This window comes from Mucilaginibacter sp. (genome assembly GCF_041660805.1).
Taxonomy (GTDB): Bacteria; Bacteroidota; Bacteroidia; order Sphingobacteriales; family Sphingobacteriaceae; genus Mucilaginibacter.
This window is the reverse complement of sequence record NZ_JBAZVP010000006.1, coordinates 58,583-81,344: the sequence shown is the minus strand read 5'-3', so window position 1 is coordinate 81,344 and position 22,762 is coordinate 58,583. Positions and strand designations below refer to the sequence as shown.

25 protein-coding genes are annotated in these 22,762 nt (G+C 38.7%); 17 read left to right on the top strand and 8 right to left on the bottom strand.

From position 1 onward, the window contains the following. Position 1: 1 nt before the first annotated feature. The 9 genes from WC743_RS10675 (at position 2) to WC743_RS10635 (ending at position 5,724) form a co-directional block, all read left to right on the top strand. Positions 2–676: a hypothetical protein gene (locus WC743_RS10675; RefSeq protein WP_373011963.1), complete on the top strand. Its 675-nt coding sequence runs from the start codon at positions 2–4 to the stop codon at positions 674–676. 5 nt (positions 677–681) lie between these two features. Next, positions 682–1,272: a PRTRC system protein E gene (locus tag WC743_RS10670; RefSeq protein ID WP_373011962.1), complete on the top strand. Its 591-nt coding sequence runs from the start codon at positions 682–684 to the stop codon at positions 1,270–1,272. Positions 1,273–1,283: 11 nt separating this feature from the next. Further along, entirely contained in the window at positions 1,284–1,502 is a 219-nt protein-coding gene (locus tag WC743_RS10665) for a PRTRC system protein C (RefSeq protein ID WP_292945855.1), read from the top strand. Between the two features lie 75 nt (positions 1,503–1,577). Next, entirely contained in the window at positions 1,578–1,757 is a 180-nt protein-coding gene (locus WC743_RS10660) for a hypothetical protein (RefSeq protein WP_373011961.1), read from the top strand. A gap of 17 nt (positions 1,758–1,774) precedes the next feature. After that, positions 1,775–2,737 (top strand): hypothetical protein, encoded by a 963-nt coding sequence (locus WC743_RS10655; protein ID WP_373011960.1) that lies wholly within the window; start codon positions 1,775–1,777, stop codon positions 2,735–2,737. Next, on the top strand, positions 2,734–3,453 hold the full coding sequence (locus tag WC743_RS10650) for a PRTRC system protein B (RefSeq protein WP_373011959.1): 720 nt from the start codon (positions 2,734–2,736) through the stop codon (positions 3,451–3,453). The genes WC743_RS10655 and WC743_RS10650 overlap by 4 nt, the downstream gene beginning before the upstream one ends. Further along, the gene (locus WC743_RS10645) at positions 3,450–4,256 is read left to right on the top strand and encodes a PRTRC system ThiF family protein (RefSeq protein ID WP_373011958.1); all 807 of its coding nucleotides are present in this window, start codon (positions 3,450–3,452) and stop codon (positions 4,254–4,256) included. Before WC743_RS10650 ends, WC743_RS10645 begins: the two co-directional genes overlap by 4 nt. Positions 4,257–4,262: 6 nt before the next feature. Further along, positions 4,263–4,445 carry a hypothetical protein gene (locus WC743_RS10640; protein WP_373011956.1) on the top strand — a complete coding sequence of 61 codons (183 nt, stop codon included), beginning with the start codon at positions 4,263–4,265 and terminating at the stop codon, positions 4,443–4,445. A 142-nt stretch (positions 4,446–4,587) separates the two neighbouring features. Further along, positions 4,588–5,724, top strand: a complete 1,137-nt coding sequence (locus WC743_RS10635; RefSeq protein ID WP_373011955.1) for a hypothetical protein — start codon at positions 4,588–4,590, stop codon at positions 5,722–5,724. A 631-nt stretch (positions 5,725–6,355) separates the two neighbouring features. Here the strand turns inward: WC743_RS10635 and WC743_RS10630 are convergent. Both WC743_RS10630 and WC743_RS10625 read right to left on the bottom strand, forming a co-directional pair. After that, positions 6,356–6,478, bottom strand: a complete 123-nt coding sequence (locus WC743_RS10630) for a hypothetical protein (protein WP_373011953.1) — start codon at positions 6,476–6,478, stop codon at positions 6,356–6,358. 230 nt (positions 6,479–6,708) lie between these two features. Continuing rightward, the gene (locus tag WC743_RS10625; RefSeq protein WP_373011952.1) at positions 6,709–6,987 is read right to left on the bottom strand and encodes a hypothetical protein; all 279 of its coding nucleotides are present in this window, start codon (positions 6,985–6,987) and stop codon (positions 6,709–6,711) included. A 281-nt stretch (positions 6,988–7,268) separates the two neighbouring features. On the opposite strand from WC743_RS10625, the gene WC743_RS10620 reads away from it, so the two are divergent. Further along, complete coding sequence (locus tag WC743_RS10620) at positions 7,269–7,748, top strand: MauE/DoxX family redox-associated membrane protein (protein WP_373011951.1); 480 nt, start codon at positions 7,269–7,271, stop codon at positions 7,746–7,748. 67 nt (positions 7,749–7,815) lie between these two features. After that, positions 7,816–8,064, top strand: a complete 249-nt coding sequence (locus tag WC743_RS10615) for a hypothetical protein (protein ID WP_373011950.1) — start codon at positions 7,816–7,818, stop codon at positions 8,062–8,064. 42 nt (positions 8,065–8,106) lie between these two features. Here WC743_RS10615 and WC743_RS10610 read toward each other — a convergent pair whose 3' ends face one another. Genes WC743_RS10610 through WC743_RS10600 form a run of 3 tightly spaced genes read right to left on the bottom strand, consistent with a single transcriptional unit; the run spans position 8,107 to position 13,789 of the window. Continuing rightward, positions 8,107–9,423 (bottom strand): TlpA family protein disulfide reductase, encoded by a 1,317-nt coding sequence (locus WC743_RS10610; protein ID WP_373011949.1) that lies wholly within the window; start codon positions 9,421–9,423, stop codon positions 8,107–8,109. Between the two features lies 1 nt (position 9,424). After that, positions 9,425–10,789 (bottom strand): RagB/SusD family nutrient uptake outer membrane protein, encoded by a 1,365-nt coding sequence (locus tag WC743_RS10605; protein ID WP_373011948.1) that lies wholly within the window; start codon positions 10,787–10,789, stop codon positions 9,425–9,427. Between the two features lie 9 nt (positions 10,790–10,798). Beyond that, positions 10,799–13,789 (bottom strand): SusC/RagA family TonB-linked outer membrane protein, encoded by a 2,991-nt coding sequence (locus tag WC743_RS10600; RefSeq protein ID WP_373011946.1) that lies wholly within the window; start codon positions 13,787–13,789, stop codon positions 10,799–10,801. A gap of 708 nt (positions 13,790–14,497) precedes the next feature. Here WC743_RS10600 and WC743_RS10595 point away from each other — a divergent pair. After that, complete coding sequence (locus WC743_RS10595) at positions 14,498–14,815, top strand: hypothetical protein (protein WP_373011945.1); 318 nt, start codon at positions 14,498–14,500, stop codon at positions 14,813–14,815. 51 nt (positions 14,816–14,866) lie between these two features. Here WC743_RS10595 and WC743_RS10590 read toward each other — a convergent pair whose 3' ends face one another. Further along, a complete protein-coding gene (locus tag WC743_RS10590) occupies positions 14,867–15,439 on the bottom strand; it encodes a hypothetical protein (protein WP_373011944.1) in 573 nt (190 codons plus the stop codon). A 200-nt stretch (positions 15,440–15,639) separates the two neighbouring features. On the opposite strand from WC743_RS10590, the gene WC743_RS10585 reads away from it, so the two are divergent. The 4 genes from WC743_RS10585 to WC743_RS10570 all read left to right on the top strand — a co-directional run bounded on the left by WC743_RS10585 (position 15,640) and on the right by WC743_RS10570 (position 20,626). Continuing rightward, positions 15,640–16,170: a hypothetical protein gene (locus WC743_RS10585; protein ID WP_373011943.1), complete on the top strand. Its 531-nt coding sequence runs from the start codon at positions 15,640–15,642 to the stop codon at positions 16,168–16,170. A gap of 12 nt (positions 16,171–16,182) precedes the next feature. Next, entirely contained in the window at positions 16,183–16,461 is a 279-nt protein-coding gene (locus tag WC743_RS10580) for a helix-turn-helix transcriptional regulator (protein ID WP_095705579.1), read from the top strand. A 29-nt stretch (positions 16,462–16,490) separates the two neighbouring features. After that, positions 16,491–16,820 carry a hypothetical protein gene (locus tag WC743_RS10575; protein ID WP_373011942.1) on the top strand — a complete coding sequence of 110 codons (330 nt, stop codon included), beginning with the start codon at positions 16,491–16,493 and terminating at the stop codon, positions 16,818–16,820. Positions 16,821–17,572: 752 nt separating this feature from the next. Further along, positions 17,573–20,626 carry a lantibiotic dehydratase gene (locus tag WC743_RS10570; RefSeq protein WP_373011941.1) on the top strand — a complete coding sequence of 1,018 codons (3,054 nt, stop codon included), beginning with the start codon at positions 17,573–17,575 and terminating at the stop codon, positions 20,624–20,626. Here the strand turns inward: WC743_RS10570 and WC743_RS10565 are convergent. Further along, the gene (locus WC743_RS10565; RefSeq protein ID WP_373011940.1) at positions 20,623–21,354 is read right to left on the bottom strand and encodes a LytR/AlgR family response regulator transcription factor; all 732 of its coding nucleotides are present in this window, start codon (positions 21,352–21,354) and stop codon (positions 20,623–20,625) included. The genes WC743_RS10570 and WC743_RS10565 overlap by 4 nt on opposite strands. Then, the gene (locus WC743_RS10560; protein WP_373011939.1) at positions 21,351–22,448 is read right to left on the bottom strand and encodes a sensor histidine kinase; all 1,098 of its coding nucleotides are present in this window, start codon (positions 22,446–22,448) and stop codon (positions 21,351–21,353) included. Before WC743_RS10560 ends, WC743_RS10565 begins: the two co-directional genes overlap by 4 nt. A 92-nt stretch (positions 22,449–22,540) precedes the next feature. Between WC743_RS10560 and WC743_RS10555 the strand changes: the two genes are divergently transcribed. Continuing rightward, complete coding sequence (locus WC743_RS10555) at positions 22,541–22,744, top strand: hypothetical protein (RefSeq protein ID WP_373011938.1); 204 nt, start codon at positions 22,541–22,543, stop codon at positions 22,742–22,744. The last annotated feature ends 18 nt before the right edge of the window (positions 22,745–22,762 follow it).

The window sequence follows — 22,762 nt, the reverse complement described above, 5'->3', positions numbered from 1 at the left end:
CATGAAAACGATAACACTCAAATTGTTCAGTTTTAACGAACTGGAAAAAACAGCCAAAGAAAAATCCCTGACGACCTACCGGGATTTGAATGTGAATTTTGACTGGTGGGACTATGAACTGGAGGATTTTATAGAACTGTGTTCCTACATAGGCATAACAGTCATTAAAGATAAAATTAAATTCAGGGGATTTTATTCACAGGGGGACGGTAGCGGTTTTTCCGCTATGGTTGACATACCCAAACTGCTAATCGCGGTTGCCAACCAATCGTGGAAAGACTATGCCCCGATGCAGGAATTTCAATTCAGCGTTCTGCAGATTGACCGCAGGGTGATTGCACTGGTTGCGGACGGCCTGTTGTCAAGCGAACCGCAAATTATCAGCAGGTCAAGGCAATTTGGCATAGTGACCGATTTAGGCATTTCGGAAGTTATCAAAGACGGCAAAACGCACGATAACATCTTTGAAGAACTGGACAAACTCGAAGAATGGCTACGCTCGGTTGCTGAAATTCTAAACCGCCACCTGTACAGATCCCTCGAAAATCAATACGAATTTCTGACCGGTGATACCGCTATCAAGGAAAGCATTTTAACAAATGAATACTTGTTTACCGCAGACGGCAGGTCGGCTAACCACTTAGTTGAATTGAACAAACGCACACCTAAAAATTAAATACCATGACAACGAACTTTTTTCAAAATATAGCAAGCCTTAATCTTCCCGGTACATGGAAGTTAGTGATACAAACCGATGCAGACGGCAATATGACCGTTTCCGAATTATTTAACGCCACCTGCGGGGATAAAGCCGTAAAGCTGATTATCCCTTATACCCTCACAGGCACGGCGCAGGATTTAGACGAAGCTTTTTTTATGAAGATTACCGAGCCTGTAGCAAAAACCGCAGAACTGCAAACCAATTTGGAAGCCCACTTAAAAAGTGTAGAACAGGCAAAAGCAGCGTCTAAAATGGAACAGGACAAAAAGAACAAAGAAAAAGCGCAAGCGACCGCAACGCCCAAAAAGACCGAAGATGCGGAATTACCCGAACCCAAAATCAGCAAGGAGGACAAGAAAAAAGCCTATGATACCGCAATGGAAAATGTAAACGAACTGATTAAAAAGTTAAAGTTCTCCGAAGCCCTTACCATGCTGCCAAGCGTGGAAGAACACCCAAATAAGGAAAACGAACTAAAGAAGAAACGCCAGTATTTGGAACAGCAAGCCAACTTCTATGAAAAAGCACTTCAGAATTTTAACGCAGAATAAAACGAAAAGCCATGTTAGAAACGAAATTATTACCAAGAGTTTTTGTCCATACCGAGAACGGGCAAAAGATACGCCTTACCGACCCGAACGAGGATTTTAGCCCCGAAGCGGTATGCAACTATTACAGCAACCTGTACGCCATACTGACCACCGCCAAAATCACAGGGCCGGAGTTTGTAGAAGATTGCAGGGAATATGAATTTGTATCCACCATAGGGGTAAAAGGATAGGCAATGACCACCATGAGCTACCAACATTACCTAAATGGCTCATGGTAGCTTTATTGCCATTAAACAGCAAATGACATGAATGAAAACACAAAAGAGAACAAGGGATTAATCAAAGAACGCAATCAACAGCAATGGAAACTACATCAGCAACTCGCACACTTTATGAAAGACCTCGACAGGCTACCCGATGCACAGGAAGCAAGGCTCAACCGCCCCAGGTCATCACCGCAGAGCCTGTTACCAATGGTTTTTTAAGGCACAGCTTTATGCCCATGTGCCTGCCAGCAACGGAATTGCCAACACAATCAGCAGTCGAGGGGGATTTTTTTAAATCCCTCTCACACCTGACCAAACACTATGGTTTAAACCTGACCAATTACCGCTCCCTGCCATATCCGTATAACGTCCTGATGGCGGAAAGGGAGGCAAACCGCAAGCTGAAAGCAAAGGGACGGTTTCGGCAACTATTGGTCGTGGAGCAGGAAGATACCCATACCTGTTTGGTAGTTAAGGAAACCTTTAGCCATGATTTCGGGCTGTACTATATTCCCGTGATGCCGATATACGACCTGTGGCAGAACCCTCACTATGCGCAATGTGCAGAATTACTGACTGCCGTCTGCGCCTACTTATATGCCGAGGCTGGTATAGACTACTATCGAGATGATGATACCTATATGTTTAATAACTACGAATTTTTGGAGGATTGGATTAGGGAAAGACAGGAAGAAGCCGATGATGAGGAAGACTACAACAGGCAGCAATTCGACTATGATAATGCCAAGCTGCAGGGTGATTTTATACAGGAAAAGATGATGGCAAAAGATTTTCGCCAAAGCCTCGACAGTCTGATGGCTCACTTTTGTGCCGTATCCGAATTTGAAAAGAAATGCCTTAAAGTTGCAGAAACTGCGTGGAAATTATGGCAAGCCTTTCCCGATATGAACCTTTATAAACATGCCAACTTGCAGGATTATGAACCCGACGACTACGATGATAATTATGTCGGGATGCATGAGTATTTCTCTTTTATCGGCAGTGTACAGGACAGTATCAGCGACGACCTAAAAAACATGGTCAATGATGATTTTAACGAACGCCCCCGCTATCAGGAACCTGAAATAGTCACCTTTTTCAATGAACCTAAAACGGCTTACACCGATGAACTGGCCTACGAGGAAAGACTGTTAGCCCTGATAGATGATTTATGCACCTTATTATACGACAAACCATGAAAGAATTAACCGGAACTTTTGGAGAATTATACCAGCCTGTAAAAGCCCTGCTTTTTCTACAAAAAACAGGCAATGGCGTTCCATCAGATTTTTACATTGAAAGCTACGATATGGATATCGCAGGTTGCCCCATCAACGGGCATCCTTTGTCTATTCCCGAGAGCCACAAGTTAGCAAAGGCTTTGCAGATTAATGAAAAAAAGGCACAGGGGTTTTTAAACCCGAAAGGCTTAATGCCCCCTAATATTTTAACTATCAACAGCGGTTCATCCGGCTATGCGGTATGGCATACGCCACCGCAACAAATCAAATTGTTATTTACGGAGAACCTTGATATTCCATCAGGCATAGCTGCTGTTCCCGCAATGGTTTGGAAGGCCGGGAAAAACAGTATTCAGCTTTTTGCGGTAGCCGATAATGATTTTTCGGAAAGCACATCCCTATATCATGCCCCCTTTTTTAACGTCTATCCTGACGGCAGGGTATGTATGGGCAACGTGCGCATCAGCATACCCAAAGATTGCGGACTGGAGCAGTTTATGGAACTATGGCAAAACTATTTTTTTAACAGCTATTTCAGTCACCTGTTTGGTGGTCATCAGCCCGTTAAAGGAAATATCGTTCAGCTATGGCAACATTTGACCGCCTGCGGGGAGCAATTCCCAACCGATGTATTAATTCCCAACAATTATCAAATTAAAAATCTACTCCAATGAAAACGCTTACCCCCATACATATCACCGATAATTACCTGATCAATCCCACCAATCCCATTACGGTTAACCTCATTGGCTGCGGTGGGACTGGCAGTCAGATGCTCACCAACCTTGCCCGGATGAACCAGGCTATGCTTGCGCTTAATCATCCGGGCTTAATGGTCTTGGCCTACGATGATGATACGGTAAGCGAAGCCAACCTCGGCAGGCAGTTGTTTGCCGAAGCAGAAATAGGACTGAACAAGAGTGTCGTATTGATTAATCGCATCAACCGTTTTTTTGGTACGAACTGGAAAGCGGTCACTCAACGCTATGATACCGACTATGCAGAGGAACAGCCGAATGATGGCAAAGCGAATTTGTTTATCACCTGTGTGGACAATGCCGTTTCAAGATTTGAAATCGGTAAAATCCTGCAACAGTTTAATGGTTACCGAACTTATGAACGAAACCGCCCCTTATACTGGATGGATTTAGGCAACAGCAAGGACACCGGACAGGTGGTTTTATCAACTATTGGCGAACTCAAACAGCCGGAATCCAAAAAGTATGCGCCCGTAGGAAACCTGCCCTTTGTTACCGAAACTTTTAAGGAACTATTGGAAACGGCAGATGCAACCGACAATACGCCAAGTTGTTCATTAGCCGAAGCCCTGACCAAACAGGATTTATTTATCAATTCCACCTTAGCCAACATGGGTTCATCCCTGCTATGGCAACTGTTTAAGGAGGGCTTATTGTTTAACCGGGGCTTTTTCATCAACCTGCATGATTTTCGGACACAGCCCTTAAAAGTAGCCTGAACAGCCATGACGATAACAGATCAAAACGGTAAAATAATTACCATCGAAAATTTGGAGTTGGCCATCCTGCAAGCAGACGATTACAGGCATTACCGGCATGTTGACCCCTCATTCAAATCTTTGGATGAGGGCTTGCAAGTCTATTGGGAAGATGTCTATCAAAAATTAATGGAGTTAAGAATCGAATAAAAAATCGCGCCAGACGGCCACTTGCTGCTTTCATCCGCAACAGGCCGTCTGGCGTTTTGGGTCGCCTGACTTTCCTAAAATCAACACCTGCCTCCGGCCACTATTGCTTTAGAAAAAACAGGCCTGTTTCAAATGAAGAATTATGGTAAAGATAAAAGAGGGCTATGTGATGAACGCCCGTGAAAAAGTTGAATTTGATAGGGTCAATGCCCTGCCACGCAAAACATCCGGTGTGGTCGCTTATTACTTCAAACCGCAAACGAAATACCCGCCACGCATTTATGTTTTTATGCACGCTGAAATTTGGTGCGACCGTAACCGCCGTCCAATGGGGTTGTTTCATACTATGCCGTTTTTATCCCGGCCAATGAACCGGGAGGAAATTGAATACCATCATTTTGACATCCGGCTTTGCTACCACCAATATGAGGATTGGGATAAGCTCATTTATACTGAGGAACAGGAAGCGGAAGAACTGGATAAGGAAAATCCCGGTACAGGAAGCGCTTTTTTGGAGAAGCTAAAAAGTTACAGGAATGATTACCCCGTAGGACAGCCTCAAAATCCGCAACCACGGATTAATGAGCAGTTAACTGAAAGCGGGGAAAGCAATTTAATGGGAGAATTGATAAGCAACGGACAGCACTATTCCCTTCAGCAAATCAGTGAATTACTGATTAAAGAACAGCAGGGTGAAAAAAGGATGACTATTCTTATTCTTTTACGGGAACTCTACAAAAGCAGGGCAACAGGGCAAACCGAAGGCCATAATATGACAATTGCACAAATAGAACGTAAGGCGCTGATGTCACAGCAACGTACCCGCAGGAATTATGTCAGGAGGGTTTACCAAAAAAACAAGCTATTTGCATTGGAGGAGATCCGTGTCAAATATCCTGACTATACCGAAGCGAGGCTTCAAGCCGACCTTTTGGTAAAGAAAAGAAGATTTCGGAATAAAAAACGTAAGCCTATTGTGGATTTGCGTCGTTGCCAACTGGAGAAATTGGCTCGAAAACTGAGCTTTGAGGATTTAAGCGAACACGACTATCATCACACCTGTTGTCGGATAGTTTTGTTGCAAAACGCGCACAAGCTTCGAATGCCTATCCTGTTAACAGTAAACTTAAACAAAAACAAACTCATCTACTCATTTAACTGGCGAACCAGGGAAAGCGTGGTGAAGTTCTTTGTCGGCCTGGCCAATACACGGGGAATGACCCACGAACAATTGGCGCTACGCCATAAAGAAATGAGCAGCTCAAATTATAGTTTTTGAAAATCGCCGGGCGGCCCCGGCAAAGCCGGGGCCCATATGCCAACCGTTTATTTACACGTTGAGTTTTTTTAAGCAGTTGGCATTTTTATAATGAAATAAAAACATACTTTTAAAACCATCAAAATTTTCTCTACATTCAAAATAAAAACGGCGATTTATTTAAACAGTGATGAAGAAACCGGCCATTGATTATTGGAGATATCTGACAAAAGTTAGGATCAAAGAAAAATTTTCAGACCAGAAAATCTATGCAGTCCTGCTGCTGTTATTGTGGCTTTTGGTTTTTTTATTAAAGAAATAAAACTCGTTATCACAACTAGCCAACAAAGTTCGTGATGGCTGTTTATATGAATATTCAGTTACTGTCATATTTTCTGTCCAGCCACTTCATAAAATCAAAGCCCTTACATGGATGGAAAAACCCTCAAATTACGGCTATCCAAAAAAATTACAAACAGAAATTCAAATGAAGAACCGCGCCGGCAACTACGAGGAACTTTTATCTCTATGCGCTTCTTTTTTTCCTTGACTCACTGTAAGCCCTGTCAGAAACTTTTGATCGGATTTGGCGTGGAATCATACCTTTAGTGGATTTAACAAGTTTATTTAAGATAGCATAAGGCGCGGTGAACTACCCTTTGTCGTTTTTGATGCCTGCCGAGATAAAGGATTGAAGCGCCTGTTCCTTTGTAGGAATGGTTTTAAATTCTTCTTTAACCAGGGCGGTCAATTTTTTTAAATTCTTGTCGCTCATGATCGCAATGTTTGACAATAAATATCGACAAATTATTTTCCAATTCAAATGATTATAACTTCTGACACTAAGTCTGGTTATGTTTATCGATCCTATATAAATCGTAAATAACCAACTGACCTTAATGGTTAGCAGCATCGTTAATCAGGAACTTTATTTGTAGGAAGAAGACCTTTATTGCTTTTCGGGGGTAAAATATTTAATTTAATGGCTATTCTCCCTGTTGAAGGTCATGTTTCCGAATTAAAGGGACGGTACAGATACCGCTTAAATTGGCAGTATCTGATTAATTCTTTTTTTTGAAACTCGTCAATTCCCCGGTATATTTCTTTTGCTTTAGCTCTGAAATCTTTGGCATTGACGTAAAACCCGTTTCGCTCGTCCTGATCTGTTAAGCCTTCGTCAATCAACAGTTGTATCAGTCCAATAATTGTCTGATAAGAGAGCGTACTAAACATAGCTTGGTGATCATGAACGCCACCGCTATCCTTGTCGATTTTCTTTTGCATCGCTGAAATTAGAATTACCTATAAAATCACTTCTTGTTGTGCTATCACACAAAAGATTTTTTAATATTAACTGGGGTATAGGGGTAGTAAGAAATGACGCCGAAAGAATTATTTAATAAGCAATATAGCGTGCGGCTTCGGTTCACTGCCTGCTTGTATCGACCCATTTTTCTAATAAACGGTTTAATTCTTAAGAAAAAGTTACTACCCTTTTACTACTGTTTTAGAGCTGCTGGTTGTGTTTACTTTGTTGGTGTATTCCCATAAATAATACAATTACCATGAAAATGATTCTGACCCAAATTTGTCTATTGCTTCTTTGTCTGCTTTTTGTCTATACATCGGCCAGTAAATTTTTAGACTATGATAAGTTTGTCTTTCAAATGCGTCTCGCCCCTGTGCCGCTGATGAAAATAGTTGCACCCGTTTTAGGGTGGCTGGTACCTGCGGTCGAATTTACCCTTTCCATAGTATTAGCTGTAGGAATGTTCGTTCCATCGATAAAAATTAAAGCGCTTAAGGCATCTGCTTTTCTGCTGGTTGCTTTTGAAATTTACATAATTATTATGTTGTTGTCCGGATCTCATCTTCCCTGTACCTGTGGAGGTATTATCTCTACAATGGGCTGGAAGCAGCATTTGTTCTTTAATGCATTTTTTATCCTGGCAGCTTACTTTTCAATCAAATATTTAAAAAAACATGAAACATCACCGGCAATTGAACATGGCGGTGATACCTATAAAATACTTTCACGCGCGTAAGAACAGGTGGTGCCGTTGCCTGTAATTTTAATCAATGGCGTAACTGTTAAACTTAATATATAATATCATGAAAAAGTTAAAAATTAGTATGTTGGCCTTAGTGTTCGCTGTTGGTATCGGTGGCGCATTCGTACAAAAAATTCAGGCAGCGCCTAAATTCGTTGATCAGGTTTATTCCTGGACAAGTCCAAGTCAGGGTTCATTTTCCGGCACACGTCAAGAAGCAATCGACAATTATGGTTGTGAAACAGGAGCACAATTATGTGCAACAGGCACGGCTTCCGGCGTTCCAACAATAACTTTGAAGAAAAATTAACCAGTAACCCTTCGGCTAATATTAATATTAGCCGAAGGGTTTTTAACCTTTATCACTTTTAATCACAATACAATCTAATTCGCGCATTTCTTTATTGATGGTCAAGCCAAATGGGGCTAAGGATTTTCTTACCTTGTCGAGTTCATTGAAATCTAAACTCATTTCAAGATCAATTAATTTTCGTGCATCAATTCCAGTTTCATCAAATACCTGATAAGGCGGGTAGACATACATATTATCAATGTATTTAATAAATTTCCCCCATTGTAATGTAACTTTTAAAACAGTTCGTTTCGTAATTTCAAAGTGATTAGTATCTGTCTTTGTACTGTACTTTACTATGCCATTATGCAGTTTTTTTATTACTAAACAAGGCACAATTTGTTTTTGACGGGTGCTACTTACATTAAAGAAAAGATCAAGTTGGTTTTGTATATATTTACGAACGCGGTTTTCAGCGATCTTTTTGTTTACGATTATTTCATAAACATACTGTTTTGATATATTTGAATAATCATTAGGATCCTTTACGTCAATCAATATTCTACTGTCAGACAATGGATTATTGAGAACAGAAAAGCCAAAAGCTATTTTATAGAGGTCTTTAAAAGTGTAGGCATTACCGGCTTCTGATTTATGATTGCCCGTTAATTCTAAGCCAGAACTACTGAATCCCCCCATAGTGTATTTACTGTCATCTCTTGGAGCTAAATAGGAGTAAATATAAAAATCGTCGCCAAAGTATGGGTACATTTGTACCAATAGCGGCTTGTCGGATGCTCCAATTTTGATTGTTGGTTTTTCTTTGAAGCCAAGAGGTTTGTCTGCAAGAAAGTTAGTGATATTTTCTTTTGTGAAATTTTCTCCGCTGGTGATATATTTAATTATTCCATCTTTATCGATCCATATATGTGTAGGAACATAAGTATAATTGAACATCTTAGCCAATTTTTGCTCTCCATTTATAAACGGGAGATGGTTGTTTCGCACATTTTCAGACCTTAGTGCTAACTTATGTACTTGGTTGGTTAGACTCTTTGTAACCATCAACACTTTAATCTGGTCCTTAAAGATGTTTTGCAGCTCTTCAACATCAGGCATATGCTCAATGCAGGAACTGCACCAGACAGCCCAAAGATCCAGGATGACCAGCTTACCTTTAAAATCAGAGATTTTTATTTTTTGCTGCTTACCATAACTTGTAGTATATATTTCATCAGGCATCCTATCACCAACATGCAAAAAGCCGTCTTTTACATTAGTGGTATCGGAAGTGTTTTTAGGCTGTGACCATCCCTGTTTTGGAATAAATAAGAATAAAGCACTGCCTATTAAAATTTTGCAAAATAGACTTTCCATATCAGTAACCTTGATTTTGTGTTAAATTAGGATTAGTATTAAGTTCGTTCTGAGGGATAGGCAGCACAATTGCATTGGGTTTCCAGGTCGATTTAAATGAACCAATTGCAGCATTTAATCCCCCCGTTCTCTTAAGATCTAAAAACCTATTTCCCCATTCAGTAAAAAGCTCGACCTGTTTTTCATGGCGAATTGCTGCAACAACCGATGATTGATCAGTTGCCTCTGAATAATTACCAAGTCCAGCTCGTGTACGGATAACATTTAAGTCAGCAATAGCACCAGAGGAGCCGGAAATATTACCCTGCTGGGCACGCGCCTCTGCCCTGATTAAGTATTGTTCACCCGCTCTTAATGCAATTAAATATTCCGGGACGGATGTATTCGCCGCACGATTTTTATACTTATAGGGTGAATAATAGGTCTTGCCACTAACAACGCTGGTTTTTATCCAATTAGATTTCCGTAGATCTCCCAACTCAAAAGCATTTACTAGTGAAGTCGTAAAAAAGTAGCCGGGAGCGCCGGAACTTGGAATCAAAGACGATGCGTCCGAGACAAAACCATTTTGTGTCCAGAAAGACAAAATAGTTTCTTTGCTATTGGCCAAAAAAGCCTGGGCCGGCGCCGGTAGCGGAGTATATAGAGATGAATTAATTATTGCAGAAGCGGAGCTTTCTGCATTAACCCAATCTTTCTGCCATAAATAAACTTTGGATAGCAAAGCAGTCGCGGCATATTTATTTGCTCTGACACGACCAGCACCCCTATAATTAATAGAGAGGTTACTTTGTGCGTCTTTAAGGTCTCGAACTATTTGCTTATAAACCGAAGCAGAATCAGAATTAGCAATAGTGGCATTAACGTTCACATCTGTTGAGATTACAAGGGGTACAGAACCATACACATTAACCAAATGAAAATAAGCATAGGCTCTCAAGAATTTGGCTTCATTTGTAAAGTCCAATACAGTAGAAGATGATAGCGCCGTAGATTTTTGGAGTTGTTCTATGATATCATTACATTGATAAATGGAAGCATAATTGTATTTCCAATAATTTAGATTAGGGGTATTGGTAGCTGGAACAAGGCTTTTTACATAATCAAGAGTTCCTTGGGTAGAGGATGTGTAAGTCAACTCATCGGTATAAAGGCCCATAAACTTGTTGTAATTATTGTTGATATATTTATCATATAAAGCATAAATGCCAATCACAGCGGCAGTCGCGGATGTGCTATCTGCAAATACTTTGTCAGTAGTTAACTGATTTTTAGGGGTATTTACTTCAACCAATTTTTTACAACTGAAAAGGGCTATAGCGCCAATCAGGCATGCTAAAACCTGGGTTAATCTTTTTGATTTCATGATTTAATATTAAAATGTTATTTGTGCACCGATGATAATTGATCGCATCGGTGGTAAATTGTTCGTATAGCCAAATGCTCCTGACTCAGGGTCAAGGAATGGTGAATTTCTATGCCACCAGGTATATAAATTTTGTCCTTGTACATAAATTTTAACCCGATCAACTTTTATTTTTCGAATTATATCAGTTGGAAGACTGTAGGAAAGTGCCACATTTTTTAGTCGTATATAAGAAGCATCGAAATAATTGGCTGTTGAAGAGCTGTAGTTGTAATCAATAATTGTTGAGGCTTTGGGGACGTTAGTTTGATCTCCTGCTTGTTGCCATCGATTGAGTACAAACTGGTAATTATTAGCAAATACACCTGGCGTATAAATTATATCTCCAGGTAGTTTCTGTTTGGCGAACTGTAAGAAGAAATCCAATTGCCAATTCTTGTAAGAAATGTTATTGCCAAATCCGCCATATAGGTCAGGAGTCTTTTTGCCGATGGTATTATAAAAATATGGAGACGTTGAAGTGCTTCCAGGCTGAGGGGCATAAACAGCCGTGCCGGTTGCCGGATCAACCGACAATAACCGATATCCAACGATCCTGGTAATATCTTCACCGATTACAAGGGTGTTTGCATAGCTTGAATTTGAGAAGTTAGGGAAGCTTTTTAATTGATTTTTCGGAATAGTGATATTAAAAGATGTCGTCCAGCTAAAGTTTTTCTGTTGTATGTTTTTTGTGTTAAGCTCAAACTCCCAGCCTGTATTTTCAACGACGGCAGGCAAATTAGCCTGATAACTATTAAAGCCTGTAAGTGTAGGGATGGCGTAATTTACTAACTGGTTAGAACTTTTGCTTTGATATCGGTTGACATTCAACAATATCCGGTCTTTTAAAAACCCTAATTCCACTCCAATCTCAAGTTTCTTGTTTACTTCCCAATGAAAGTTTGCATTAGTGATTCTTGACGCTTTTAATGCAGCTATATCTTGATAATTATAACCAGCATTAGTATAGGTGGATAGATATTGATAATCTGTTATCTGATCATTGCCCACTATGCCATAGCTGCCTCTTAATTTACCATAGCTTAAAAATGGCAATGCTGATTTTACCCATTGCTCACTTCCAAACAGCCAGGCTGCACCAACTGCGCCAAAGGTTCCAAATTGATTGCCAGGGCCAAATCTTGATGAACCGTCTCTGCGTATACTTGCATTGACAATATATTTGTCTGAGAAGTTATATGTAGCCCTGCCAAAAACTGAAACGTATCTGTATTGCGTATAAAAATTAGAAATATAATCTAAAGTCGCTGCGGAGGCAATATTTTCCAATAATCCCTCACTGCTGAAATTGCTCGCCTGGATATATTGACCTTGATTTAGAGACGTTTGGTAGGTACCTCCTACTAATAAATTGAGTGAAGAGTTTTCAAGTTTTTTATTATAATTCAGCTGCGGCTCTACTATGAACGATTTTCTTGTATTATCTGTAAAATTTGAATGATTAGAAGGGCTAAACGCCGGATTTTGAGAGGCGAGCGGAAAGGTCTGTACCTGGTTAATATTAATCCTGTTATAACCGGTGCTAGTACTCAAAGTAAGGTCCTGAAGTATTTTGTAACTCAAAACCAGGTTAGTTATTAAATTGTCGGTTTTCACTGTTGATCTGGCTTTGAGATCTGCTAATGGATTTACTCCAAAACTCCAATTGGTGTATCCGCTCGCATTCAGTAATTGAAAATTTGGCGGAAGGAATAAATCATTCTGAAAAGAACTTGCATTAACAAGACCATTGTTGTCTGTGGAATATGCGCCGGATAAAGAAATACTAAACTTTTCGTTCGTAGAAGAATGTTTTAAAGCATACCTGATTCCGCCTCGTTGATATAAGTTATCGCCAGGTAAAATAGTCGTTTCAGAATGGTAATTCGCACCTATATTAAAAGTAGTATTAGCATCACCCCCCGATACATTTCCCTGAAAATCAGTAACACGCCCTGTCCCGCCTAACAAATATTTGCGCCAGTCAGTGGATTTTGTAGTATCCCAAACCATTAAATCTGGCGCATAACCTGGAGAGGAGGGGTCGGCAGATGGGGTCAGTCCGTCATTTTTAAATGCTTGCCTACGTATCTGTAGGTATTGTTGCAGATTAAGTAAAGAAGGCAGACTGGCGATTTTATTTATTCCTTCTGATAAATTTACGTCAATCTTAGTGTTTCCGGCTTTGCCTTTTTTCGTAGTGATTAGCACTACGCCATTTGATCCTCTAGAACCATAAATTGCTGTTGCATCTGCGTCTTTTAAAACGCTTATACTTTCTATATCATCAGGATTGATACTGTTAAAGGGGCTGATCAGACCTGTTAAGGTTGTGGCCCCAATTCCAGAATATGAATTTAAAATCGATGAATCAAAAGTAACTCCATCAATTACGTACAAAGGGTCTGTGCCAGCCAGGATAGAACCTGTACCTCTTATTTGAATACTTATTCCGCCGCCCGGTAGCCCATTCGTTGTTTGCACGTTAACACCAGCAGCCCTACCTGATAATGCTGACAGTATGTTTGTAACAGGCTGTTTCTCAATATCCGTAGCAGTTATTGTTGATACGCTACCGGTGTTAAGCCGTTTAGTTGTCGTACCATAGCCAATAACCTGCACCTCGTTTAATGAATTAGCATCTGCTTTTAATTGGATGATAAACTCGTTATCAAAATTGAGTGGTAGTGGAATATTAGCTGTCTGAAAACCGATAAAACTTACGGATACAACACCCTTTCTCGGGGCATTGGTAAACGTAAATTTGCCGTCCTTACCAGTAATGCTTATTCTGCTTTCATTTTGAATTTTAACAGTTGCGCCTGGCAATGGCGTGCCTTGCTCGTCAATTACTTTCCCGATAATATTGATGATAGGAGGCCCTGAATTATTTTGAGCCGACGATTTGAAAAAAAAGCAAAGCGTGGCCAACACTATAAAAAGTATAGTTTTTTTCATTGAAAATTTAATTAAGTATCCGTTAAAAGACCAGTTAGTAAGAACTAAAATGGAAAACGGCAACCGAGAATACAATTAACTACTACTGATCTTGAGTTGCCGTTACCTATTCTTTATTCGGGAGAGCAGATAATATTCTTAATTGGGTTTTGCAATGGACGGGAAATTTCCTTAAAGAGCGGAAGTAAAAAGTAACATAACGTTTGGAATATCTCGAAAAAGTTATTGGATTTCAAGAACGCATTAGATTCACAATTGAAAATTGTGTAATAATGGTTAATAGTATATTGCCTGTTCGTTTTCATTGTATTATTAATGATAACGAGTCTCCAAGACAGTCCACTATAAAGGGTGGGCTTCACTGCTTCTGCACAAGGTACCGCCAGGAACCCCTCTAACCCTATTCAAGAGTCGGAGTTGACCACAGAAGACTTAAGTGAAGCCCACCCCATAATATATATCGCAAAGATATACTTTTACAGGTATGGGCAAATTCACTTGTCTTCACGTGGTCTAAACTGGCGGTTTTTGTACGTGAGACTTCGTTAGCACAAAATCTATTAATGAACTCTATGCTTTTAGATTTTAATGCCTTTTCTAAAACAAATATAAAACTTTTTTATACAAATAGTAACTATTCTTTACTAAGGGTAACTTTTTTATCTAATTTCTGATTAACTGGTGACTTTTATACCTAAAAAGGTAAACATGTCAAATTGGAAAGAAGAATATAAGAAAGATTTACCTTTGTTTAATTCTTTAAAGCTACTTTTTGAAAATCATGCAATTACAAGAATGTATGAGATCAAAGATTTATACGCAGGCAAAATTGCTAATGCTTTAGGAATTAATAAAGGTCGATATGCTCAAAAACTTGCCAACCCAGAAACATTTGTTCTCTTCGAAATTTTACGCTTAGCATTCATTATTGATATAGATCCTAACTTAATAATAAATGTAATTCAGAACGAAAAAGATGTCATGACCAAAATCATCGATAGAGTAAAAAAAGACAAGTCGAAATAAGCCAAGGCTTATTTCCAAAGGGTACCGGATTCTATCAAATTCATATTCAATTTATGGGGCGATAGGATAGTCGCCTTTTACTTTTAGTTGTTGGTAATCCCAGGCATTGTTTTTGTCTTCCTTTGCCAATTCATCATAGTATTTATTTGCCAGGTCTTTATAGGTATTATACAATGTTTTTCGATCAGCAATCTGCTTTTTATTAAACATCCATGATTCATCGCCCGAATATCTGTAAGCAATATCACTATAGATCTGAGCGCGTAAGACTCTTGTTTTAAAACTCGACATGCCCAGACTAATCGCTTTTTCAATTTGACCTTTCCCGATGATTAGATTTTCCAGGGGACCGTTTTCTCTTTGGTAAGGTCTGGCCATCAAATTATTAATGTGTGAATAAAATAGAGCGCGATAGAACAAACTAGTGGTGTCATTAGGATTAATTTTAAGAACTTTATCCAGGCTATCTATCTTGGATTTATATTTTGAGGCCGTAAATATCATGCTTCCATCATTGATCAATACTTTTCCGGCAATAATCCTGATCGGTGGTTGAGCAATCACGGAAATTTTTACAAAAAATAATGATGCAAGTATAAATAAGGAGGTTACAAATGCTTTCATAAGTGGTAATGTTATAAAAATTTAAACGCCTATCGTTGATAATAATTATCATTTGTTCCTTAAAATTTAATCAATCGGTGATTCGACAATGGCTGTTACGCTCAATGTGCCTGATTTTGACAGGTATCTAATAATGCTTAATTTTATCGCCCTGCCATAGATGAAAAAATAAATATAAAACATTTTAAATTAACTTATAAGTGAATATCTTTGCATTGGAAATTTGGGATGATGAAGGAAAAAAGTGTACTTTTTATACAGTACGCTGGGAAGATGGCAAGGAAAGTCAAACAGATAAGTTCTTTAATAAATACGATGCAATCCCTGAACTAAAAACAGCAACCCAGCAAATGTTAAGTTTTGTGCTGGATAGCTTGGGGGATGATCATGGCGCTATTGACGCTTTGTTTAACCGGCCGGAAAATGAGGTGACCGGTTTGCCTAATACCGGCAAGGTAACGGTAAAACAAGTAATGTTTACTTATCCTAATTTTCCGCTTCGCTTATATGCGTTGCGAATTAATAACCGGAACGATATCGTTGTTTTGTTTAACGGGGGTGTCAAATCCTCCTGGACAAATCAGGAAAGTAAAGATATTCATCTTAAATGGGTGGAAGCCTGCCAGTTTGCAAAGCGAATTGAAGAAGCATTACGAGATGGTGAAATCATAATTGATGAGGGTAAAAGAAAAATGCGGTCGGCTAATAACGGCGAAGAAATTTTTCTATAAATAAGTACGGTCATGAGAAGTAAAGTTGCACAAAGGATACAGGATGAAACGCCGCAGGAAGTTCGCATTTTCGTTCGCCAGTACACCGACATCGTAGTTCGGATTAACGAGCTTATGCAGGAGAAGGGTTATAGCCAGAAAGACCTGGCAGCGAAAATGAATAAAAAACCTTCCGAAATTAACAAATGGCTAAAAGGAAATCATAATTTAACCCTTAAAACATTGGCAAAACTGGAAGCGGAATTAGGTGCTCCATTAATTTATACCGCCCGTGAGCATGCACATGCTTAACATTCCTACTTTTAATTTATATATAGATCATGATGCAAGAAGTCTTTAACGAACATTATATTATAGGCAATGATACTTTTAAAGTGGTGTTCCTGATCAAAAAGGGAGATAAATTGGACGGCGGTATGATGCCTTACCATGTTTTTGAAATACAAAAGCTGGGCGACAGCCAAAAATTTTCCTTTCACAAGGCCGAAGTGGGTTTCGCGGGGAAATACGGCCTGGCCAAAATCGATGATAAGCAAGAGTTAACCTGGTCTCCTGAAGTTCATAAAGAGCTATTGAACAAAATCTCGCATCAAAAAATTCCAAATAGTTTCTATCTCAGACCTGAATTGGGAAGCCGGTTTATTGAATAGCAATAGGATTGATTATAAGTATTACTGCCAAAATCCGATAAGGTTTAGATTTAAAACTATCGTGAATAGATATCATTCTTTTTTAATGAATCATTACGTTTAATAATAATCGTAAAATACTCCTTTTTTGCGTCCAATAGTGTCAGGATCATATAACCAGGCCTCCAATAGCCAATGCCAAATATTCTGACTGGCTGAGAATGTGCTTGAATCACCGAAGGATCTGTGGCTATAGATTTTTGTGTCGAACAGCCAAACGGAAGAAAACAAAGAAATAATAGCAATCTTCTCATCTCATGGCACAATTTTATGACTTAGTTGATAAATCAACACGCTGTAAAATTAGATATTATTCTGCTCCTTTACCTGCAATACTTTTAAAATTAGATATTTCAATTAAACATTATTTGGTAAAGTACAATCCTAAATCGGTAGAGAATTCTCGTTTCCGTTCTTGGAGGATAATAATTATTAAGGACCGGAATCTTGAATGGACTTAACTACAAATCAAATCTATAAACTAATACTATATTTGATAGTTAATAATGCTATGATCTATCCCCCCCTTATTAACTGAATTTACAAATTTTAGCAATTAACCCTATTAAATAACTAACGATAACAGGTCTTTTACCATAGTTTTATTTTAACCAACAGTTATTTTAACTTTAAAATTTATTAATAGTATAAGCTACAAATTGATTTCGCGGCAACTATTGGAACATTTATTATTTACCTAAATACGTACCGCGATGAATGATTATGATTTTTTAAATGATCTGTTACTCAGGAGCCCGCTTTATGATTATGATCAATACTCGCCTGATCAAAGTGCGAAGATTCTGCTCGATTCTTATTTTCAGGTCGCGTTGTACCTGGCCAGTCCTCAATTGTTTCAAATATTAGCAGCAAAAGGGTTTAATTTTAATGCCCTTAATTCACGTGAGCAGTTAAGCTTCATGCGCTACTACAACCGCATGAGTTTCCGGCCTACACCTTTTGGAAGTTTTTCATCTTTTTCTATGACTGTATGGGGTGAAGCGGCGGCAATCAACTTAGGTAATAAAAAGGATGCAAAGTTACATTTGAACCTTGACCAGGAAGTTATCTTACGTTTATCCGAGGGTTTAATAGGCAATAAAAAAGAAGATTACACTTACATCTGTAACCCGGCTTTATATAAATCTGGCAAAGAATTCCGATTTATTAAAACATCTTATTCGCAAAATAAAAAAAACATTTTTTTTGACCTGGAATCTATCGAAGGAAATATATTAACCAACGCATTGTTCGATTACTGTGCGGGAGAATATAAGCAAGGAAAAGAAATTATTTCCTATATGGTAAAAACAACTGGATGTGATTGGGAAACAGCCAGTGACTATCTGAATTTCCTAATAGATGCGAATATCGTTATACCGCATACGAAAACAAACATCATTGGGGAAGATTATCTGCAAAGACTTTTGCATCACCCTGAAACGCCATTGACTTTAATTCGGCAGGACCTGTCGACGATTCAGGATCAAATGATAGCCTACAATTTTCCTGATGCAAGCCAGTTGGTCAAAATTTCCGGGCAGGTAAATGATTTATTATTTCCATTAAAACATGAAATAGAAAAACAGGTATTTTATGCGGGATTGGAAAGAAAAGTTGTTAATGGTAATCTTTCAATACATCGCCAGCAGCAGATTAAGGATGGGCTTAGGGCTTTGGAACTGCTTATCACACCTGTGCAAACATCACTACTACAGCAATTTATTTATGATTTCAAAGCGAGGTATGATTTGCGGAAAGTTCTCCTTTTGGAGGCTATTGATCCAGAGATCGGCATAGGATATGGCCCCTCGGTCTCTCCAGCTGCTGAAACCGATTTGTTGCGTCATGTGAAATTTACAGATCAGCAGAATAAGAAGGTAAACTTGGAATGGTCAACGGTTCACCGGTTATTATTTAGAAAATGGAATGAAAATTTCAAAAGTACTGCCCCGATCCAATTGAATGACTCCGATTTATCACAACTTTCACCCGACCAAGCTTTCACATCCCCGCCGACGTTACCTGTTGTCTTTCGAGTACTTGGTGATCATGTCTACCTTGAAACCATAGGAGGGGTTTCAGCAACCGCCTTAATAGGACGCTTTACAGCCTGGAGTAATAAGGTGCATGGGCTTGGCCGTGAACTTGCTTCAAAAGAACAATTAGCAAATCCAAACGTCATTTTTGCTGATATCGGGCAGTTGTCCGATACACATGCAGATAATATCAATAGAAGGCAGCATATATATGATTATGAAATACCTATAAATTCAATCTCTACCTTTCCGGTTGAACAGCAAATTGCCCTTTCTGATCTCTGGATTTCCGTCGTCGGGAATGAATTGGTATTAGAATCGAAGTCACACGGCAGAGTGATTGTACCCCGCTTAACCTCTGCTTATAATTTCAGCCGCAACAATCTGGCACTTTTTCGCCTGCTTTGCGATTTACAATACCAGGGTTTACAAGGGAATTATACCTTTGATTTGGAACAATACTTTCCGGGTATGGCCCACTACCCGCGTGTGGTTTATAAAAACACTATCCTGTCTGCGGCAAAATGGTATTTATCAACTCAGAATTTAAAGGAATTAAAAGAAGCGACTGAAGGTGAAGCCACTATTCGATTTAAAATACTGCGGGAAACGTTACAGCTTCCGTCACTTATTGCACTAAGCCAATTCGATCAGCAACTCATTTTCGATATCGATAAAGAAAATGAGATCATCTTTTTATTAGATTGTCTGAGATCCATGGGAACCGCGGTTTTCCAGGAGTTTTTTTTACCCGCTGAACCAATTGTCACCAGTGAAGGAAAACCGTTGGTCAATCAGTTCATTGCTTTTTTATATAAAAATCAGGAAGTTTATAAAGGCAACCGAATACCGGATCTAATGATTAGACCCAGGGTTCAGCAGGATTATATCTTAGGGGGCAAATGGCTGTATTTAAAATTGTATTGTGCCCCTGCCATCGCTAATGACCTGCTCACTAAAAAGCTGCTTCCTCTATTAAACCAGTTGGGCGAAAAAGAATTATTACTATGGTTTTTTATTCGTTATAAGGACTCCGGCTACCACATTCGTTTGCGCCTAAAAATTAACGAATCCGCTGTTGGTGATATTTTAGCACGCTTAAAAAAGCGCCTTGCTGATACTGTGCATTATCATTTGATCAGGGAATACCAGGCAGATACCTATCGTCGGGAAATGGAAAGATACGGTCCGGACATCATAACATTAGTAGAATCCTTTTTTTGCGGTAGCAGTGAACTTGTCTTGCGGTATATTAAAATAACAGCCCGGAAATCCCTACCCTACAGTTATCATAGCCTGGCTTTTGTTTCAGTCGCCTATTTGTTAAACTGTTTTATACCAGAAATTAATGAGCAGCTAATTTTTCTTGAACAGATGGTCAATACATTTTATGCTGAATTTTCAACTGATAAATCGTTAAAAATAGATCTCGACCAGAAATTCAGGGAGTTAAAAACCGAGATCAGCAGCCTGCTCACCAACGAGGGGTATTATTTGTCGTTAAAACTGACTATGTGGGCAGATCTTTATAAAATAAGAATTGATGCGCTACAAAAAAAGACAGCCCTTTTTACAACCAAACGAAGGGATCAGCTACTCGCTGACTTAATACATATGCATTTGAACCGTTTATTCATTGACCGGCAACGCAATCAGGAACTGATAATTTATTACTGCTTTTATAAATACCAGCTATCGGTAAAAGCTATAAAGAAAGTGAATGGTTAAAACCTTCTTCTCGACCTCAACAACAATTCATTCATTTTTTCAAGAAACGCGTCCTTGTAAAACCGGCCTAAGTTTAAAGTAATATCTTTCTCTAAGGTAACCCGTGTTTGCTCAACAGATTTAATCCGGTCATTGTTAATGATGAAGGATTGATGAATTCTCGAAAACTGGTCCATCGGAAGATATTGTTCTGTTTCATTAATGGTTAAATAAGGCATAATATCACCGGAGGTCAAATGGATCTTAATGTAATTTTGAGCACCTTCTACATATAGAATTTCATTAATAATCACTTTTACCATCTTACCTCTGCTTTCCGTCTTAACAAAAAAGAAGTCTCTTTTTTCTTTTTTTGTCGGCCGAGCGGCAATTCCGGTCCGCTGTATGTGCAGTATACATTTGCGAAACCGGGCATAGCTGATCGGTTTTAAAAGAAAGTCGAATGCCTCCTTTTCAAATGCTTCAAGGGCAAATTCCTGGAAAGAGGTGGTAAATACAATCGTGGTATGCAGGTTTACTAATCCGGCAAACGCCATGCCTGATAATTCAGGCATTTCTACGTCTAAAAAAGTAATATCGGGCGGATTAGGTCCGGTCACTTCGTTAAGTGCAGTAAGCGGATTGGTAGAAAATCCCTGTAATTCAAGTCCATCAGTCCGTTCTATATATTCAATCAGCATTTCTATAGAATGATATTCATCATCCACAACATAACATCTTAAATTCATAATTGCACCCTCAGTTCTAATCCGTAACTTTCTTTCTCGTCTTTGATAATTATATTATATTGATCTTTGTAGCTGAATTCTAAACGTTTGATTACATTTTTTATTCCAATTGACCTCGTTCGCTTGTAATCTGGTTGATCTCCTTTTAAATTCCAGCTTATAAAACTTAGCTCATTTTGATCGTTTAGCGTAATATGCAATTTTGCCGCGCCCTGCTTTTTTTTTAGGTAACCATGCTTGAAAATATTTTCGGTAAGCGTTAACAGCACCAAGGGAATAATTTGATAAGATTCAAAATCACCTTCGGCTTCAAAATCAATAAACAAAGCGTAATCATAGCGGAGCTGGTTGATTTCAATGTAATTTTGGATTTGTTCGATTTCCTTATCCAATGATGTTTTGCCATTAATACTGACCTCGTTTAGCGAAAAACGCATTATGTCAACTAATAATAATACACATTGAGAGGCCTCACGTGAATGTTTAGCATAGGTATTGTGAATGAAGCTTAGCGTATTAAAAAGCAAATGCGGATTGATCTGTTGTTGTAAATAAGCATTCATAGCCTCGGATAGGTTTCGTTCTAACTCCGCCTTTTCCTTTAACGTTACTAACTGCACCGTTTCTGTTTCATGCACACGTTTCCTGAACGAAATAACGCGTAGAACAGACCAATAAAGAGTGCTAGAGCCTATAAAAGAAACTCCTCTATAAATATTCGGTACAAGCAGCTTTTTAACGTAAACATTTTGGCTTGGAACAGCATTTTGGGGAAATGCCAGTAAAACATCAAGCAAATATTTAAAAATTAAATAGACCAGCATTTCGAATAACATCAATACAGGAATCAGCAGGTATGATCTGTTCGATTTTATTGCAGATGAAAGCAATACATGCGCATTGAAATAAAATAATAAAATATTTAATCCATAATAACAAATGTAATTCTCTAATGAAGCGAAAGTGTCAATGCTAAACCAGACAAAGCTAATTTCATAGGCGATAAAAATAGCCCAGCCAGCAAAATGCTTAAAAAGCAATTTGCCATCCAACTTGCTGAAAAATGCGAATTTGGATTGTAATCCCATTGTCATAGCCGGTTATCTTTCTACCGCAAGCTGTCGTGCGTGTAACAAAGTTGTTGTGTACCCTTTTGTACTCCTAATTTGACAGAAAAGTTATCGCTATGAAAAATTTAATTGTAAAAAACTTCAAAAAGAAAACAAATAAGCTATACAGCTTTAATCATTTGTCGGGTATCAATTCAACCGATACCCCAACTGATACCATAATTGGAGATCCAACCAATACGACAATCACCGTACTGACTACTGTCAGCGGGCCAACACATTTTAATAGCCGACAAAATGGGGATAAGTTAAGAGTGTAAAGGATGATATTTTTTAGA